The sequence below is a fragment of the Variovorax sp. PBL-E5 genome, assembly GCF_901827185.1.
In the GTDB taxonomy this organism is placed as follows: Bacteria; Pseudomonadota; Gammaproteobacteria; order Burkholderiales; family Burkholderiaceae_C; genus Variovorax.
In genome coordinates, this window is sequence record NZ_LR594671.1 from 228584 (window position 1) to 246487 (window position 17904).

Below are 17904 nucleotides of genomic sequence, written 5' to 3' on the forward strand. Positions count from 1 at the left end.
GATGCGGTTTCGCGAAGATCAGGCGGGGTTCTTGCGGGGCCGCCCGCGGCGCTTCGGCGGTGGCGGCTCCTGCCGGTCGACGGTGGAAAGAAAGCGGTCGCGGCCGGCGAGGATGTGCTGCTCGAACAGGCGCCCGGCGAGTTCGGGGTTGTGGTCGATCAGCGCGGCGAGGATTTCGCGATGCTCTTCCTTGGAGGTGTTCATGCTGTTGCCGGAACGCAGGCCGCGCAGGCGATAGAGGCGCAATTCCTTGCTGAGCGAAATCTCGAGCTGGGCCAGGCGCGGGTTGTCGCTGAGCAGGAAGATCTGGCGATGGAATTCCAGGTTGAGCGGCAGGTATTCTTCCGCGCTGCTCGCGGCGTCCATGCGCTCGAGCAGGCCGCCGAGCGCCTTCGCGGAGACTGCCGTCATGCGGCGCGCGGCCTCGGTCGCAGCCAGCCGCGCCAGGGCCATGCGGATGTCGAAGATCGCCACCACGTCCTTGAGGTTGACGTTGCGAACGAAGACGCCCCGGTTGCGGATGATCTCGACCAGCCCGATCTGCTCGAGCGCGCGCGTGACCTCGCGCACCGGCGCGCGGCTGACCTTGAGGTTCTCGGCCAGCCGCTTCTCGTTGATGCGCGAGCCGGCCACGAGCTCGCCTCTCACCAGCATGCCTTCGATCTCGCGCTGGATGAGGTCGGTGAGGGAATGCTCTTCGAGGCTTTCGATGCTTTCTTTGTCTGACATGGTGTGTATGCTTTTCTTCGGCGGCATCCTCAGTTCGAAAAGACGACCAGCTTCTGCTCCGTCATTTCCAGGATCGCGTGGTGCGGGCCTTCGCGGCCCAACCCGCTGTTCTTGATGCCGCCATAGGGAACCTGGTCCGGACGGAAGGTGGAGGTGCCATTGATGATGACGCCGCCGCATTCGATTCTCCGGATCGCCTCGAAGGCGGTGGCGATGGAGGCCGTGAAGACGCCGCAGTTCAGGCCGAACTCGGTGCTGTTGATCCAGCGGATCGGCTCGTCGAAATCGTCATACGCACGCACCACGATGACCGGGCCGAAGATCTCCTGGCAGACCACCTTCATGCTGTCCGTCACGTCCGTGATCACCGTGGGTTCGACGAAGGCGCCGCGGCGCTTGCCGCCGCACAGGATCTTCGCGCCGGCGGCCTCGGCTTCGCGCAGCCATGCCTCGATCCGCTCGGCGGCGGCTTCGTTGATGACGGGGCCGACATCCGTCTTCGCATCCAGCGGATCGCCCAGCACCATCTCGCGCACCACCGGCACGTGCAGGTCGAGGAAGCGGCCCAGCACGCTGCGATGGACGAACAGGTTCTGCACCGAGATGCAGCTCTGTCCTGCCAGCCGGGTGCCGTGCAGCGCCGTCATCTTCGCGGCGCGCTCGAGGTCGGCGTCGGCATGCACGATGTTGGGCCCGAGGCCGCCGAGTTCGAGCAGCACGCGGCGCATGCCGGCGGCCTGCCGCACGGCCGCGCCGCCGCGCGAACTGCCGGTGAAGGTGATGAAGTTCACCTTGGGGTTGCGCACCAGCGCCTCGCCCACCGCCGTGCGCCCGTGCAGCAGATTCATCGCGCCCGCGGGTGCGCCGGCCTCGGCGAACAGCTCGATGGCCAGCCTGGCGCAGGTCGGTGCCTCGGGGGCCGACTTCATCACGACCGCATTGCCGGCGGCGAAGGCCGGCCCCAGCTTGTGGCAGCTGAGGTTGAACGGCGCGTTGAAGGGCACGATCGCGCCCACCACGCCGACCGGAAAGCGCAGCATCATCGCAAGCTTGCCGGCGCCCGCCGCGCTGCCATCCAGTGGCAGGTGATCGCCCCGGATGCGGATGGCCTCCTCGGCGCACAGGCCGATCGTTTCGCTGGCGCGGCGGACTTCCTCGCGGGTGTCGCGCAGCACCTTGCCGGTTTCGCGCGTGATGGCCACCGCGATCTCCTCCAGCCGTTCGAGGATCGCGGCCTGCACGCGGCGCAGCACCGCGGCGCGCTCGTAGCCCGGCATCGCCGCCATGGCTGCCTTGGCGCGCGCGGCGGCCTCGACGGCCTCGTCGACCATGGCGCTCGACGCTTCGAGCGCGCGGCTGACGACCTGGCCGTTGTAGGGTGCGACGACGTCGAAGGGCGTGCCCGCATCCGACCAGCGGCCGTCGATGAAATTGCGCGCAAGAGCTTTGGAAGGGTCAGAAGTCATGTGGAAGCATCCCAGGTGGAAACGTGCCTATTCGGCGCTGTCCTGCCATTCGCAGACCAGCGCCTTGGATTCGTGCACGGTGGCGCGCCATCCGGGCGGCAGATAGGTGGTGGCGCCGAAGTCCTCGATGACGGCGGGTCCGTCGAACTGGTCGCCGGTGCGGCAGGCCGCGCGATCGATGACGCTGGCGCTGCGCCATTCGGTGCCGTCGAAGACCTCGCGCGAGATCGAGCCGGGCATGCGCGCGCCCTGCGCGAAATGTGCATAGGTCTCTTCGAACACGAGCGAGGGCTTCTCGATGTCGCCGGTCGCGGCCAGCCGCAGGGTGGTCACTTCCAGCGCGCTTTCGTCGCTGGCATAGCCGAAGGTTTCGCGGTGGCGCTGGTGGAAGCGTGCCGCCAGGTCCGATGCCTGATCCTCGGCTTCGTGCCACGGAATGGACAGCGTGAACGACTGGCCGGCGTAGCGGATGTCCACCGAGTGGCTGAACGAGCGCTGCGCCGCGGCCACGCTTTCCGCTTCCAGATAGGCGTGGCCCTGCGCCAGCAGTTCGACGGACAGCTCGCGCATCTGCGCCACGGCCGTGGCTTCGAGGGTGCCGATCCATGGGACGCTGAAGTCGCGACGGTAGTCGGCGCACATCTGGCCGAGCGCCGAGATATGGCCGGGAAAAGGTGGCACGATCACGCGGCGCATGCCGAGCTCCGTCGCCACGAGAAAGGCATGCAGCGGCCCGGCACCGCCGTAGGGGATCAATGCGAATTCGCGCGGATCGAAGCCGCGATGCACCGAGATCTCGCGCACGGCGGCGGCCATTTTCGAGATCGCGATCTCCACGGCGACCGAGGCCAGCTTCACCGTGTCGGGCAGGACGGCTGCGCCCCCGAGCTTGTCGCGCAATCCTTCGAACGCACTCTGTGCCGCCGGCATCGACAGGCGCAGCTCGCTGGCGATCGCATGATCGGCCGGCAGACGGCCGAGCACCAGGTTGGCATCCGAAATGGTGGGCAGCGTGCCGCCCCGCGCGTAGCAGGCCGGGCCGGGAAAGGCGCCCGCGCTTTCGGGGCCGACGTCCAGCGTGCCGTCCTCGCGCGCGCGCACGATGCTGCCGCCGCCGGCGCCGATGGTGTGGATGTCGAGCTGCGGCGCGCGCAGCGGATAGGCATAGACCTGGTTGTCGAACGACAGCCGCGGTTGCCCGCGATGCACCAGCGCCACGTCGGTGCTGGTCCCGCCCATGTCGAAAGTGATGAAGTCCTCCACGCCCATCTGACGGCCCAGCGCCATCGAGGCGATGACGCCGCCCACGGGGCCGGACAGGAAGGTGCCGACCACGAACCTGGCGGCCTGGTCGAAGCTCATGGCGCCGCCGTTGGAGCTCATGATGCTCAGAGGCACGTGCACGCCGCGCGCCACCAGCGCGTCCTCGAGTGCGCCGAGATAGCGCTGCATCGTCGGCATCAGGTAGGCGTTCAGCACGCAGGTGGAGGTGCGCTCGTACTCGCCGCGTTCCCGAACGATCTCGGTGGACATCACCACCGGCACGCCCGGCAGATGGCGCGACAGCATCTCGCACAAGGCCCGCTCGTTGGCCGGATTGCGATGCGCGTTGATCAGGCAGACGGCGACCGCCTGCACGTCCTTCTCAAGGATGCGCTCGGCGAGTGACGATACCTGTGCCGGATTCACCGGACGCAGGACCTCGCCGCTGCCGGTGATGCGCTCGTCGATCTCGAAGCGCCGGTCGCGCGGCACGAGCGGCGGCGTGCGCCGGAAGAACATGTCGAACAGTCCGCCCAGCAGGCGGCGCGTGCGGCCGACCTCGAGCACGTCACGAAAACCGGCCGTGGTCACCAGCGCCGTGCGCGCGCCCTTGAGCTCCAGCAGCGCGTTGGTCGAGATGGTGGTTCCGTGCGCGACGCGCATCACGTCGGCGCCATGCACTTGCAGGCTGTCCAGTGCGGACACGATGCCTTTCCACTGTTCGCCGGGAAATGACGGCACCTTGGCCACACGAAAGCGGCGGCTGCGCCGATCGAAACACACGATGTCGGTGAAGGTGCCTCCGACATCGATGCCCACCATCAGGTACATGAAGCGTCCTTGCTCATAAATAATCTCTGATCGTCGACAATATTATCGAAATTTCTGCATTAAGGGTTGCGTGGAGATGTTGGTGATTTCCCTATGAAATTCGATCGAAACAGTCGTTGACCAAGTTGCCGACATAGAAGACGATATTCCATGATGCTTGGTTGTTAGAGAAAAAGGCTGCGGAGCCTTTTCCAGGTCTAAGGAGATATTGCTTGATCTTTGCCGACAATATGGTGGAAATACATCCGCAAACCGGCGAACGCCTCGCCGGTGCCGGCGCCGCGCCGGGCGAGCCGGCGGCGGTGATGGTGCGCATCGAAGGACTGCGCAAGTCCTTCGGCACCCAGGAGGTGCTCCGGGGCATCGATCTCACGGTGCGCAAGGGCGAAGCCATCTCCGTCATCGGCCCGAGCGGGTCCGGCAAGAGCACGATGCTTCGCTGCATCAACTACCTGGAAGAGCCGGACGGCGGATCGATCTATCTCGACGGCCATCTGCTGGGCCAGGAGGAGCGCAACGGCCGGCGCGTCGCGATGAAGGCAGCGCGTCTGAACGCGCTTCGCGCGGAAACCGGCATGGTGTTCCAGCATTTCAACCTGTGGCCGCACATGACCGTGCTGGACAACCTGGTCGAAGCACCGATGCGCGTACGCCACCGCAGCCGTGCCCAGGCGGTGGAGACGGCGCGCGAACTGCTCGCCCGGGTCGGCCTGTCCGAGAAGGAAAAGGAATATCCGCTTCGTCTGTCCGGCGGACAGCAGCAACGTGTGGCGATCGCCCGGGCGCTCGCGATGAGCCCGAAGATCATGCTGTTCGACGAGGTCACCTCCGCGCTCGATCCCGAACTCGTCGGCGAAGTCCTTCAGCTCATGCAGGCGCTCGCACGCGGCGGCATGACCATGATCGTCGTTACCCACGAGATGGATTTCGCGCGGCAGGTGTGCGATCGGGTGGTCTTCATGGACAAGGGCCAGATCGTCGAAGCCGGCGCGCCCGATGTCGTCTTCCGCCATCCGAGCGATCCCCGCACCCAGCAGTTTCTCTCGCGCGTGCTTCACCGGCTCGGTGACGGCGAGCGATGAGGATGGCGCTGCGACGCGATCGGAACCCGTTGGCCGGGGCACTGGGCTGCGCCTGCCAGAAAGTCTTTATTACGAAGGAGTGGTCATGACGAATTCGACAGTGATTCAGGCCGGTGCATCGGTCGCAGGCACCATGCTCAAGCGCAGCGCGCGCATCGCATTGCTCGCCCTCGCGGTACCCGCGGCCTGGGCCCAGGGCGCCAGCCAGTGCATGACCGTGGACAAGGTCCGCGCCGCGGGCGGATGGAACATCGTCACGCAGGTGCCGCAGTTCGAGCCGTATTGGTATGCCGACGACAAGGGCACGCTGCAGGGCATGGACCACGACATGCTGACCGAGGTCAACAAGGTGCTGAACATTCCCGCCACGCGCTACACCACCGTGGCCTGGGCCGGTGTGCTGCCGGCGCTGCAGGCCGGCAAGAGCGACTTCGTGCCACTGGCCATCGCCGTGACAGACGCGCGGCGAAAGACTTTCGCGTTCTCCTATCCCGAGGGCGACAACTCGATCGTGATCTTCACGCGCCCCGACGCCGGCATCAAGGGGCCGGCCGATCTGGTCGGCAAGACGGTCGGCGTCGAGATCGGTTCGGCCGGCGAGTCCACTGCCATGGCGCTCAGGGAAAAGGCCAAAGCCGACGGCAAGGACATCAGCATCAAGGCCTACCAGCACAACGTGGATGAATTCCTGGACCTGGGCAACAAGCGCATCGATGCGGTGCTGATCAATGGCGCGCCGGTCGCGGCCTACATGAAGAAGCATCCCGGCAAGTTCGTCAATGCCGGCCTGGCGGACAAGCCCTTGTATGCGTCCTGGGTGTTCCGCAAGGAGGACTTCGGCGCACCCGGCTGCATCGGCGACGAAGTGAATCGCGCGCTCAAGGTCTTGCGCGAGAAGGGGACCACCAAGGCGATCCAGATGAAGTGGTTCGACCATGAAATGCAGCTGCCGGACTATGCGGCCTGGAAGAGCGTCGAGTAAGACCGAGCGACGGAGACCCTCGTGAACATCGATCTGCAAGCGTTCTTCGATCCGCGCCAGGTGCTGGACAACACCGATGTCCTTCTCGCCGGCGCCTGGACCACGATCGAGCTCTCGGTGGTGTCGGCGGTAATGGCCGGCGTCGTCGGCGTGATCCTGTCCACCACGCGTTCCTCGCGTTGGCGCATGGTGTCCGGGGTCACGCGAACGTGGATCGAGCTGGTGCGCGGCACGCCGCTGCTGGTGCAGATGTACCTGCTTTATTACGGCCTGCCGTCGCTGGGCATCACCTTGTCGCCACTGGTCGCGGCGGCGCTGGCGCTGGGGCTGAATTCGGGCGCCTATGTGTGCGAGATCCTGCGTTCCGCATTGACGGCGGTCGTGCGTGCGCAAAGCGAAAGCGCAAGGGCGCTGGGCATGGGCCATGCGATCACGCAGATCCGCGTGGTGTACCCGCAGGCCATCCCGATCGCCTTGCCCGGCCTGATTGGCGAGGTGATCGACATCGTGAAGTGGAGTTCGATCGCCTCCATCGTCGTGGTGCCGGAAGCGACCCAGGTCGTTTCGCAGATCGTGGCGCAGAGCTACCGCGGCTTCGGCATCATGTTCCTGACGCTGGCGCTGTTCTACCTGGCACTGACGTTCTCGCTGTCGACGCTGAGCCGCCGTCTGGAAAAGCGCATCACGCGCTATCGGGTCAGGGTGGCACATGCTTGAGCTGAATTTCGCGCCGGTCTTCAAGGCCTTCGACCAGCTCATGGCCGCGGCCATGTACAGCCTCGCCATCGGCGTGGCGGCGATGGTGCTGGCCATGCTGGTCGGTACGCTGGGCATGGCGCTTTCGCAGATGCGATCCAGGGCCGCCAGACGCGCCGTGCTCGTCTATGTGGACCTGTTCCGCGGCACACCGCTGCTGGTGCAGATCCTGGTCCTGTTCTACGGACCTTCGGCGCTGGGCGTGCCGATCCCTCCCTACACCTCGGGGATCATCGCACTCGGGCTCTACTACGGCGCCTACATCATGGAAATCATGCGCGGCGCGTTCGAGAGCATCCCCGCCGGCCATGTCGATGCCGCGCGCGCGATGGGCATGCCGGGCTCGCGCATCTTCTGGCGCATCCAGTTGCCGCAGACGATCGCCGTCGTCGTCTCGCCGCTGTCGGGTCAGTTCGCGCGCCTGTTCAAGGCCTCATCGCTGCTGTCCGTGATCGGTGTCACCGAGCTGACCGTGCGCGGCCACGTGATCATGACCAACACGCTCGCGCCCATCGAAACCTGGCTGGTCGTCGCCGGGATCTATCTGTTCTTCAACACCATCGTCGTGGTCGGTGCCCATCTTCTCGAGCAGCATCTGACGCGCGGGCGGCGCTGACAACGGTTCATGCGCCAAGCTGATCGCCCGGGGCGAGGACGACGAGCGTGTCATCACGCACAACGGCCGAAGCGGCAGAGTAAGACGAATTCCTGAAAGGGTTTATCCGGGCTGGCTGCGACAGGTCATCCGTAACAATTGAACACAATTCTGGCCACCTTTTCCATGCCGGCCATCGCTTGAAGGAGCGTCATGAAGACCGTGCGTGTTCTCTGTTGCGCCGCTGCGCTGGCCCTCGCCGGCGCCGGCGCGAGTGCCCAGATCCTGGTCGGGCAGTCGGCCGACATGTCGGGCCCGGTCGCCGCCAGCGTGAAGGAGACGATCGCCGGCTCTCAGCTTGTCATCGACGACGTCAACGCCCATGGCGGCGTCAATGGCGAGCAGATCGAGGTGATCCGTCTCGACGACGGCCTCGATGTCAAGCGCTCGGTCGAGAACACGCGCATCCTGATCGAGGACAAGAAGGTCGTCGCCTTGCTGCTCAATCGCGGCACGCCCAACACGCTGGCGGTGATTCCGCTGCTGGACAAGTACGGCGTGGCGTTGATCGGCCCTTCCACCGGCGCGATGGCGCTGCACAAGCCCTTGCAGAAGAGCGTGTTCAACGTGCGCTCGACCTACCAGCGCGAGGCCGAGAAGGCGATCCAGTACCTGTCCACCGTCGGCATCCAGCGCATCGCGGTCGTCCAGGCCGACGACTCCTTCGGCAAGGACGCGATGGAAGGCGCGGTGAAAGGTTTTACGCAGGCGAAGATGAAGCCGGTCGTGGTGGTGATGGCCGACCGCAACAAGCCCAACTACGCGACCATGGTGCCGCAGCTGGTCGACTCGAAAGCCCAGGCGGTCGTGTGGATCGGCTCGGGCACCGCGGTGACCGACGGCGTCAAGGCGCTGCGGGCGGCGGGTTCGGCCGCGCAGATCATCACGCTCTCGAACAACGCCGCCTCGGGCTTCATCAAGGAACTCGGAACCGCCAGCGCGGGCGTGATCGTGACCCAGGTGCTGCCCTACGAGCGCTCCTTCGGCCATCCGATGATCAAGGAGGCGATGGCGCTGGCGAAGGCCAAGGGCCAGAACGAGCTGTCGCCGGCGCTGCTCGAAGGTTTCGTCGCCACCAAGGTGCTGGTCGAGGTGCTTCGCCGCGCCGGGCCCAAGCCGACCCGCGCCAGGGTGCTCGCGGCGCTCAACAACTTCCAGTTCGACGTGGGCGGCGGCCTCGATGTGAGCTACACGCCGCAGGATCACTCGGGCATCAGCTACGTCGATCTGTCGATCATCAGCGGCGGGCGGTTCAAGCGCTGAGGCAACTGTCGGGTCGCCTAACTTCTGAGCGCGCTTCGGGTGCGTCGACCTACCGACGATGCGTACCCAGCAACGCTAGCAGCAAGAGTGCGATCTCGCATGATTGAGGAACCCGAGCATAGGGGTTTCAGTCGGGTGGCGATGTTTGTGAGAGAGTGATAGCTTCATTCGCGAGGATGGTTGCCGCCATCATGCGCTGGCTCTTGTCGTCGCCGGTATCCCATCCCAAAATGACTGCGTGTTCATCGAAGTCTGTAATCGGTGCTGCGTGCGCCATCAACTCGGCTTTATGAACGTTGTGGACCGCAACATCCGCCCGTGCGCATGCTTGCTTTGGGTGGCGACAAGTTTGAGATAGCTCCCAAATTCTGGTTTCCTCTAGGCCGGTATTTCGGCAAACGGATGTTTCGAAAGTGCCGTTGTACTGCTCCGGACTGAAGCCCTGCCATTTGACGCGGCCCGATCGTTTGTCGACATAGCGAGGCTCGAAGATGAATCGTGCAACGATCTCATGAGCACTCAGCGTACTCGGCAGCGTCATCACCTCATTTGCCGAGGCCTCATGGGCCGTACCCTGGTCTCGCGGACTATCTTGAGTAGAGTCCCTTGACTGCCTCCACAATGCGCTCAGGAACCGCATCATCAAAAGCCTCAGTCCCATGCAGAGTTCTCCTTTCGCCCAAACGACCCGCAAACGAGATACGACCGTCTCCTCGTAGACTGACGGAGAAAACTCGGCGATGGCTACTGGACCAATCGAGCGTCAATTCGCCGTCGCGGTCCACTGCCAGTTCTGGCGACGGGAGAGTCTTCGGCCACGCTAAGAGGAATCGCTCGCCCACCTCAAACGTTGAGGGGTCGAGCATAGCCTCTTGGCCCTGTTGCCACGCTTCTTCGCGCAATGTATATAGATCGTGAATTGCAGATGAGGTATGGCTCTGATCTGTAAGCGGTGCAAGTGCACGCGCGGTCAGCCTTTCCAAGGCTTGGGACTCAGGGCCAAAGCCGAAGCCATAGAGGCCCGCGGTCAGGGGAAGGTAATCTGAAGTTAGGGTGCTCATTCAAATAAGGCTGCCGCCTTCTCCGTGATGTGCTCAAAGAAGATCGTGTTCTTAAATTCACGCAGGCTGTCCAAGGTTCCCCATACTTGGGCGTCGTCGGCATCAGCACGCATGACCTTAAAAGTATCTATGTCCAAAAAGATCCCGACAGTTCCTGGTTGAATGCTGGCCTGAGATTCTTCTAGCGCTTGTGTGACGATTGCGCATCTGTTGGTTGCCTGTTCAACCATCACGACTCTTTGTACAAAAGCAGAAAGGGACTGTGGTAAGTTGAGAGGAACCATCGGAGCGGCATTTAGATACTCCGAGAAATCTGCAAACGGGTAGGGAAGTGGCAGCAGATTGATGTATCTCACTGCCGAGCGCGTAACTGTGCGCGGCTGTACCATTTCCACAAACTTGTCCCACAACGGTTTGGCCACTCCGCGTAGCTCATCCCAGTCTCGATATGGAGCGAGGCGGCTGAATGTAAAGCCAGTCGTCCGCGCAAGCATGACATAACCTTGCGGTTCGGATTCGAGACGCACACCTGTGGCCGATCGTTGGGAGGACGAGGTTGGCGCCTCTCGCCCAGTTTTAAGGTCAACGCCCATGGCGATTTGCCAAAGCTGGCTTTTCCGAGGAAAGGTGTCTGCCAAGGACGCCGCGAATCTGTCCAACGAGTCTAACGAGACTGCGGGTTCGAAATGCACATCGATCAGGCCCTCCCTGATTGGAGCGTTGTTCAGGTGTCGTGGCACAGCCATGGTCGTCTAACGATGTGGGGCACGGATCGACTTCTTTCTTGTGACCTTCGAAACGAAAACGCCGTTCTGCCGTAGCTTTTCTTGATTTTCCCAAAGCCACATCCGCAGGATCGTGCAAGCAACCTCTGCCTTAGAGGTGCCGTGGATTCCGATGCCTGCAATCTCCCCGATCAGACGATCGGTCACCGCATCAACAGTGATTTGAAGTTTGGACGTCTCTACAGCGCTTCCTCGTGCCACAAATACCCTAGATAGAATCTAATTAGATTGAGTTTAGATGACTTGCTTGTTTTTCGGTAGTAGGCTTGGGCCCTTTTGGGTGTTTAGGACATACCCATCGACGGCTCCTTGCACGCAGGCATGCCTCATCCCGCCGCGCCCAACGCCCGCCGATACTGAACCGCCTCCGCCACATGCGCGGCCTGCATCTCGCCGGCGCCGGCCAGGTCGGCGATCGTGCGCGCGACCTTCAGCGCGCGGTGCGTGCTGCGCGCCGACCAGCCGAGCCTTGCCGCGGCCGCGTGCATGAACTTCAACGCTGCCGGCTCGAGCGCGGCATGGCGGTCGATCTCGGTGCCTTGCAGCGCCTGGTTGGGCTTGCCCTGTCGCGCCAGCGCGAACGCGCGCGCCGCCGCCACGCGCGCACGGATGCCTTCGGTCGCTTCGCCGGCCGGCGCGTCGAGCAACTGCTGCGCCGAGACCGCGGGCACTTCGATGTGCAGATCGATGCGGTCGAGCAGGGGACCGCTGAGCTTGCCCTGGTAGCGCAGCACCTGGTCCGGCGTGCAGCGGCAGGCCTTGAGCGTCGAGCCGAGGTAGCCGCACGGACACGGGTTCATGGCCGCGATCAACTGGAAGCGCGCGGGAAATTCGGCCCGGCGCGCGGCGCGCGCGATCGTGATGCTGCCGGTTTCCAGCGGCTCGCGCAGCGCCTCGAGCGCGGAGCGCGTGAACTCGGGAAACTCGTCGAGAAAGAGCACGCCGTGGTGCGCCAGCGAGATCTCGCCCGGCCGCGGCGGCGAGCCACCGCCGACGAGGGCCACGGCGCTGGCGGTGTGATGCGGGCTCACCGTCGGCCGGCACATCCAGCGCTCGACCGCGAAGCGGCCGCCCAGGCTGGCGATGGCAGCGCTTTCGAGCGCTTCGTCGACGCTCATCGCCGGCAGCACACCGGCGAAGCGCTGGGCCAGCATGGACTTGCCGGAGCCCGGCGGTCCGACCATCAGCAGGCTGTGGTTGCCGGCGGCCGCGATTTCGAGGGCGCGCTTGGCGCCTGCATGCCCTTTCACATCGGCGAGATCGGCGGGGCGCGCCGCCGGTCGCGCGGCCTGCGGCACAACCCGCGCCCATCCGTCTGCGCCGGCTTCGGGCAGCGGCTGGGCTGCATCGGCCGCCAGAAACTGCCGTACGACGTCGAGCAGGTGCGCGGCGCCATACACCTCGGCGCCTGGCACCAGCGCGGCCTCCCGGGCGCTGTCGGCGGGCAGCACCAGCCGCGTGGCGATCCCGCCCATGTGCAGCGCCAGCGCCATCGCGAGCGCGCCGCGCACGGGCCTGAGCTGACCCGATAGCGAGAGCTCGCCTGCGAACTCGTTACCCGCGAGCCGCGACGCCTCGATCTGGCCGCTCGCCGCGAGGATCCCGAGCGCGATCGGCAGATCGAAGCGGCCCGAATCCTTCGGCAGGTCGGCCGGCGCGAGGTTCACCGTGATGCGCTTGTTGTTGGGGAATTCGAGCCCGGCGTTCTGGATCGCCGAGCGCACGCGTTCGCGCGCTTCCTTCACTTCGACATCGGCCAGGCCTACCAGCGTGAAGCTCGGCAGGCCGTTGGCCAGATGCACCTCGACCGTGACGCTCGCGGCTTCCAGGCCCAGCAAGGCACGGCTCTGCACCAAAGACAGACTCATTCCTCTCCCTTTCCCCAAGATGGTGCTTTCCATCTCTTGTTCGATCTGCTGCATGCCCGGCCCGGCGGCGTTGTTACAGCCTTTTGACAGTTTGGCACGCTCCCTGCTTTGACCTGGACTCCATTCCATTTCAAAACACTCCGAGGAGTCTCTCGATGATGCACCGTAAAACCGTCCGGCTACTGGCCGCGGTCGCCTTCGCCGCCCTGCCGATGCTCGCGAGCGCGCAGCTCACCGGCAACGTTTCGCTCACCAGCGACTACAAGTTCCGTGGCCAGGACCAGGACGTGATCGGCAGCAACGGCTACGCCAAGACCCGCTCGGTCAAGCCCGCCGTGCAGGGCGGCTTCGACTACACCTTCGGCGAGAGCGGCTTCTATGTCGGCAACTGGAACTCCAGCGTCAACTGGCTCAACGGCAACAGCATCGAGACCGACCTGTACGGCGGCTACAAGATGAAGGCAGGCGTCTTCGACCTCGACTTCGGCGTGCTCACGTACCTGTACCCCGGCAACACGCGCGGCAACACCACCGAGCTCTACGGCTCGGCCGGCTACACCGACGAGGTGATCGGCTCCTTCACGCTGAAGTACTCGCACACCGTCTCCAAGGACTACTTCAACTACGCGGGCAACAAGGACGGCTCGGGCCTGAGCGGGCGCAACACGGGCTACCTGAACCTGGCCTATTCGAAGGAGATCATGCCCAAGCTCACGCTCAAGGCCGCCCTGGGCTACACGCACATGAGCGCGGACATCCGAAGCCTGGGCTACAAGAGCTACGTCGACTACAACGTGGGCGCCTCCTATGACTTCGGCAACGGCCTGTCGCTGGCCGGCTCGGTGCAGGGCGCCAATCAGAAGAACGCCTACCTGCTGACCGCCAGCCCGGGCGTGGACTTCGGCTTCGGGCCCATCGGCGCCACCACCTACTCGCCCAACAAGGCGCGCTTCATCGTCACGCTGACCAAGACGCTCTAGTCATGAAGAAGCGCGGCCCGCGCGGCCGCGCCGTCCCGTTCCATCGTTAGGAGATCCACCATGAAGCTGGTCACAGCCATCATCAAACCGTTCAAGCTCGACGAAGTGCGCGAAGCGCTCTCGGCCATCGGCGTGCAGGGCATCACCGTCACCGAGGTCAAGGGCTTCGGCCGCCAGAAGGGCCACACCGAGCTGTACCGCGGCGCGGAGTACGTCGTCGACTTCCTGCCCAAGGTCAAGATCGAGGCCGCCGTGGCCGACGAGCTCGTGGAGCGCGTGATCGAGGCCGTCGAAAGCGCCGCGCGCACCGGGAAGATCGGCGATGGCAAGGTCTTCGTCTACGACCTGGAGCAGGTCGTCCGGATCCGCACCGGCGAAACAGGGCGCGAGGCGCTCTGACCGCAAGGCACGAAAGAAAAAACCAAATGAAAAAACTGCTTGTCTCACTCGCGCTCGGCCTGAGCGTGCTCCTGGCCGGCACGGCCGGCTTCGCTCAAACGCCGGCGCCTGCAGCCGACGCGTCGGCCGCGGCACCTGCGGCTGCTGCGCCCGCTCCGGCCGCCGCCGCTGCACCGGCCACAGCCGCCGCCGCATCCGCGCCGGCCGCCGATGCCTCGGCCGCCGCGGCACCCAGCTTCAACAAGGGCGACACCGCCTGGATGATGGTGTCGACGCTGCTCGTGATCATGATGACCGTGCCCGGCCTCGCGCTGTTCTACGGCGGCCTGGTGCGCAGCAAGAACATGCTGTCGGTGCTGATGCAGGTGATGGTCACCTTCTCGATGATCGTGGTGCTGTGGCTCATCTATGGCTACAGCCTCGCGTTCACCGAGGGGAATTCCTTCGTCGGCGGCTTCGATCGGCTCTTCATGAAGGGCATCTTCGATGCGGCCACCGGCGTGTTCGCGCCGGGTGCGACCTTCAGCAAGGGCGTCTACATCCCCGAACTGCTGTTCGCCGCCTTCCAGGCCACCTTCGCCGGCATCACCTGCTGCCTGATCGTCGGTGCCTTCGCCGAGCGCATCAAGTTCTCGGCCGTGCTGTTGTTCATGGCGATCTGGTTCACCTTCAGCTATGCACCGATCGCACACATGGTCTGGTTCTGGATGGGCCCCGACGCCTACGCCAACAAGGACGTGGTCGATGCGATGAACGCCAAGGCCGGCCTGATCTGGCAATGGGGCGCGCTCGACTTCGCGGGCGGCACCGTGGTGCACATCAACGCCGCCGTCGCCGGCCTCGTGGGCGCGGTGCTGGTCGGCAAGCGCATCGGCTACGGCAAGGAAGCCTTCACGCCGCACTCGCTCACGCTCACCATGGTCGGCGCCTCGCTGCTGTGGGTCGGCTGGTTCGGCTTCAACGCGGGCTCCGCGCTCGAAGCCGGCACCAGCGCGGTGCTGGCCTTCATGAACACCTTCTCGGCCACGGCTGCGGCGGTGCTGGCATGGTGCATCGGCGAAGCGCTGATGCGCGGCAAGGCCTCGATGCTCGGCGCTGCGTCGGGTGCCGTCGCCGGCCTGGTGGCGATCACGCCGGCCGCCGGCAATGTCGGCCTGATGGGCGCGATCGTGGTCGGCTTCGTCGCCGGCTTCGCCTGCCTCTGGGGCGTCAACGGTCTCAAGCACCTGCTCAAGGCGGACGACTCGCTCGACGTCTTCGGCGTGCACGGCGTCGGTGGCATCGTCGGTGCGCTCCTGACCGGCGTCTTCAACACCCAGGCGCTCGGCGGTCCTGGCCTGGTGGGCGACTGGGTCACGGCAGCCGTGACCTCCAACGGCATCGGTGCCCAGGTCTGGATCCAACTGAAGGCCGTGGTGCTGACCATCGTGTGGTCGGGCGTGGTGGCCTTCATCGCCTTCAAGATCGCCGACCTCACCATCGGCCTGCGCGTGACCGAGGAAGAAGAGCGCGAAGGCCTCGATATCTCCTCGCACGGCGAAACCGCCTACAACCGCTGAAGCGAACGGGCCGCCGCGCGCGGCCCGCTTCTTGCAACGGAATCAACGGGTTCTCCTTTGGATGTTCAGCCCGCCAGCGCTTCGGTGCCGGCGGGCTTCTTTTTGTGTGCGCGTCGGTGGCGCGTGGGACCTGGTTCCGGTTTTGCGGGTAGATTCATCGCCATGTGGACGACGCTCGACGACAGCCTGTGCCAGCTCGGTGAATCGCCGTTCTGGCATCCGCACGAAGGTGCGCTCTACTGGCTCGACATTCCCGGGCGCGCCGTGTTGCGAACGCGCGGCGGGATCGGTGCTGCCACCGTCGAACGATGGAGCCTGCCCACCGAGCCGGGCTGCATGGCGCCGGCGCGCAGCGGCGGCCTGGTGATCGCGCTGCGCGACGGCATCTACCGCGCGCCGCAATGGGGCAGTCCGCTGCGATTGCTCGCACGCGCCGACTACGACACGCGCACCATGCGCTTCAACGACGGCAAGTGCGATCCGCTGGGCCGCTTCTGGGCCGGCACGCTCAACGAGGCCAAGGACCGGCCGAACGCCGCGCTCTACTGCCTCGACGCGCGCGGCGGCCGCGCGCCGGTGCTCACGCAGATGGCCAACGAAGCCACCACCGCGAACGGGCTCGCGTTCTCGCCCGATGCCTCGACCCTCTACTGGTCCGACACCACGGCGCACCGTGTGCGCGCGTGGGAATGGGCGGCCGCGTCCAACGTGCTGTCGCGTCCCCGCGTGTTCCGCCAGTTCGAGGGCAAGCCCGCGGGCTGGACGCCGGAATCGCCGGTGCGCTACGAGGGCCGGCCGGACGGCGCCACGGTCGACGCCGCGGGCTGCTACTGGGCCTCGATGTTCGAAGGCGGTCAGCTGCTGCGCTTCGCGGCCTCGGGCGAACAGCTGACGGCGCTGGCGACGCCGGTACAGTGTCCGACCATGCCCTGCCTCGGCGGCGGCGACCTGCGCACGCTGTTCGTCACCTCCGCACGGCAGGGCCGGCCCGCATCGGAACTGGCGCAGCGTCCCGCGTCGGGCTACGTGGTGTCGATGCGCGTCGAAACGCCGGGGCTGCCGGTCCACTTCTTCGAGGATTGAGGACCGTCGTGGGCGCTACGATGGCGGCCATGGATCCTGCCCTTGCCCAGCTCACCGACCGCATCCGCGCCGCCGCCGCCGATGGACATCGGCTTCGCATCCGCGGCGCCGGCACCAAGGACTTCTACGGCGAATCCCCGCAAGGCGAGCTCCTTGCCACCGGTGCCCTCACCGGCATCACCAGCTACGAACCCAGCGAACTCGTCGTCACCGCGCGCGCCGGCACGCCCCTGGCCGAACTCGAAGCCGCCCTCGCTGCCTGCGGCCAGTGCCTGCCCTTCGAGCCCCCGCGCTTCGGCCCCTCGGGCACCGGCACCGTCGGCGGCATGATCGCCGCCGGCCTCTGCGGCCCCGCGCGCGCCAGCGTGGGCGCCGTGCGCGACTACGTGCTGGGCGCCACCCTCGTCAACGGCCGCGGCGAAGTGCTCGCCTTCGGCGGCCAGGTCATGAAGAACGTCGCCGGCTACGACATCTCGCGCCTGCTCGCCGGCTCCCTGGGCACGCTCGGCCTCATCGCCGAAGTCAGCCTCAAAGTCCTGCCCATCGCCCCCGCCGAGGCCACCCTGCGCTTCGAATGCACCCAGTCCGATGCCCTGCGCCTGCTCAACGGCTGGGGCGCCCAGCCGCTGCCCCTGAACGCCAGCCGCTGGAGCGAACAGGACGCCACCGGCGCCCTCTGGCTGCGCCTGCGCGGCGCCGTGGCCGCGGTCGATGCCGCCTGCAGGCACCTGGGCGGCGAGCGTCAGCCCGATGCACAGGCCCAGCCCGACTGGCAGGCCGCACGCGACCAGCGCCTGCCCTGGTTCGGCATCCCCGGCGCGCACAGCCTCTGGCGCCTCTCGGTGCCCCAGACCGCGCCCGCCATCGACTTCGAGACCGCGCCCCTCCTCGAATGGCACGGCGCCCAGCGCTGGTACCTCGCCTCGGCCAACCAGGGCGCGCGCCTGCGCGCCGCCGCGCGCACCGCCGGCGGCCATGCCACCCTGTTTCGCATCGCCGACGGCGCCAGCCAGGCCGCGCGCTCCGTGCCGCGCTTCGACGCGCTCAGCGCCCCCCTCGCGCGCATCCACCGCGCGCTCCTGCGCGAGTTCGACCCGCACGCCGTCTTCGACCACGCGCGGCTGCTCGGCGCCGACTGATCC

General features: G+C 65.9%; 16 protein-coding genes. 10 read left to right on the top strand and 6 right to left on the bottom strand.

Translation table 11 applies throughout. The features are described 5' to 3' along the window. Positions 1-18 precede the first annotated feature (18 nt). Genes WDLP6_RS01100 through WDLP6_RS01110 form a run of 3 tightly spaced genes read right to left on the bottom strand, consistent with a single transcriptional unit; the run spans position 19 to position 4289 of the window. On the bottom strand, positions 19-729 hold the full coding sequence (locus WDLP6_RS01100; protein ID WP_162565345.1) for an FCD domain-containing protein: 711 nt from the start codon (positions 727-729) through the stop codon (positions 19-21). Positions 730-758: 29 nt separating this feature from the next. Beyond that, a complete protein-coding gene (locus WDLP6_RS01105; protein ID WP_162590862.1) occupies positions 759-2195 on the bottom strand; it encodes an aldehyde dehydrogenase family protein in 1437 nt (478 codons plus the stop codon). 27 nt (positions 2196-2222) lie between these two features. Beyond that, positions 2223-4289 (bottom strand): hydantoinase/oxoprolinase family protein, encoded by a 2067-nt coding sequence (locus tag WDLP6_RS01110; protein ID WP_162590863.1) that lies wholly within the window; start codon positions 4287-4289, stop codon positions 2223-2225. Positions 4290-4594: 305 nt separating this feature from the next. Here WDLP6_RS01110 and WDLP6_RS01115 point away from each other — a divergent pair, with 305 nt between their 5' ends. The 5 genes from WDLP6_RS01115 to WDLP6_RS01135 all read left to right on the top strand — a co-directional run bounded on the left by WDLP6_RS01115 (position 4595) and on the right by WDLP6_RS01135 (position 9027). Continuing rightward, on the top strand, positions 4595-5371 hold the full coding sequence (locus WDLP6_RS01115) for an amino acid ABC transporter ATP-binding protein (RefSeq protein WP_162570296.1): 777 nt from the start codon (positions 4595-4597) through the stop codon (positions 5369-5371). A gap of 85 nt (positions 5372-5456) precedes the next feature. Beyond that, positions 5457-6353, top strand: a complete 897-nt coding sequence (locus WDLP6_RS01120; RefSeq protein WP_162590864.1) for an ABC transporter substrate-binding protein — start codon at positions 5457-5459, stop codon at positions 6351-6353. Between the two features lie 21 nt (positions 6354-6374). Further along, positions 6375-7070, top strand: coding sequence for an amino acid ABC transporter permease (locus WDLP6_RS01125; RefSeq protein ID WP_162565349.1), 696 nt, complete (start codon positions 6375-6377; stop codon positions 7068-7070). After that, positions 7063-7725 carry an amino acid ABC transporter permease gene (locus tag WDLP6_RS01130; RefSeq protein ID WP_162590865.1) on the top strand — a complete coding sequence of 221 codons (663 nt, stop codon included), beginning with the start codon at positions 7063-7065 and terminating at the stop codon, positions 7723-7725. Before WDLP6_RS01125 ends, WDLP6_RS01130 begins: the two co-directional genes overlap by 8 nt. 192 nt (positions 7726-7917) lie before the next feature. Next, the gene (locus tag WDLP6_RS01135; protein ID WP_162590866.1) at positions 7918-9027 is read left to right on the top strand and encodes an ABC transporter substrate-binding protein; all 1110 of its coding nucleotides are present in this window, start codon (positions 7918-7920) and stop codon (positions 9025-9027) included. Positions 9028-9154: 127 nt separating this feature from the next. Here WDLP6_RS01135 and WDLP6_RS01140 read toward each other — a convergent pair whose 3' ends face one another. From WDLP6_RS01140 to WDLP6_RS01150, 3 genes are all read right to left on the bottom strand, one after another. Further along, entirely contained in the window at positions 9155-9568 is a 414-nt protein-coding gene (locus WDLP6_RS01140; protein WP_232076930.1) for a hypothetical protein, read from the bottom strand. A gap of 516 nt (positions 9569-10084) precedes the next feature. Continuing rightward, positions 10085-10834 (bottom strand): TIGR04255 family protein, encoded by a 750-nt coding sequence (locus WDLP6_RS01145; RefSeq protein WP_162590868.1) that lies wholly within the window; start codon positions 10832-10834, stop codon positions 10085-10087. Positions 10835-11199: 365 nt separating this feature from the next. Next, on the bottom strand, positions 11200-12741 hold the full coding sequence (locus WDLP6_RS01150; RefSeq protein ID WP_162590869.1) for a YifB family Mg chelatase-like AAA ATPase: 1542 nt from the start codon (positions 12739-12741) through the stop codon (positions 11200-11202). 158 nt (positions 12742-12899) lie between these two features. On the opposite strand from WDLP6_RS01150, the gene WDLP6_RS01155 reads away from it, so the two are divergent. The 5 genes from WDLP6_RS01155 to glcE all read left to right on the top strand — a co-directional run bounded on the left by WDLP6_RS01155 (position 12900) and on the right by glcE (position 17901). Beyond that, positions 12900-13721: a TorF family putative porin gene (locus WDLP6_RS01155; RefSeq protein WP_162594928.1), complete on the top strand. Its 822-nt coding sequence runs from the start codon at positions 12900-12902 to the stop codon at positions 13719-13721. A 60-nt stretch (positions 13722-13781) separates the two neighbouring features. Further along, the gene (gene glnK / locus WDLP6_RS01160) at positions 13782-14120 is read left to right on the top strand and encodes a P-II family nitrogen regulator (RefSeq protein ID WP_162565354.1); all 339 of its coding nucleotides are present in this window, start codon (positions 13782-13784) and stop codon (positions 14118-14120) included. 26 nt (positions 14121-14146) lie between these two features. Beyond that, positions 14147-15679: an ammonium transporter gene (locus tag WDLP6_RS01165; RefSeq protein ID WP_174259833.1), complete on the top strand. Its 1533-nt coding sequence runs from the start codon at positions 14147-14149 to the stop codon at positions 15677-15679. Positions 15680-15841: 162 nt separating this feature from the next. Then, complete coding sequence (locus WDLP6_RS01170) at positions 15842-16762, top strand: SMP-30/gluconolactonase/LRE family protein (RefSeq protein WP_162590870.1); 921 nt, start codon at positions 15842-15844, stop codon at positions 16760-16762. A gap of 20 nt (positions 16763-16782) precedes the next feature. After that, positions 16783-17901: a glycolate oxidase subunit GlcE gene (gene glcE, locus WDLP6_RS01175; RefSeq protein WP_162594929.1), complete on the top strand. Its 1119-nt coding sequence runs from the start codon at positions 16783-16785 to the stop codon at positions 17899-17901. Positions 17902-17904 lie beyond the last annotated feature (3 nt).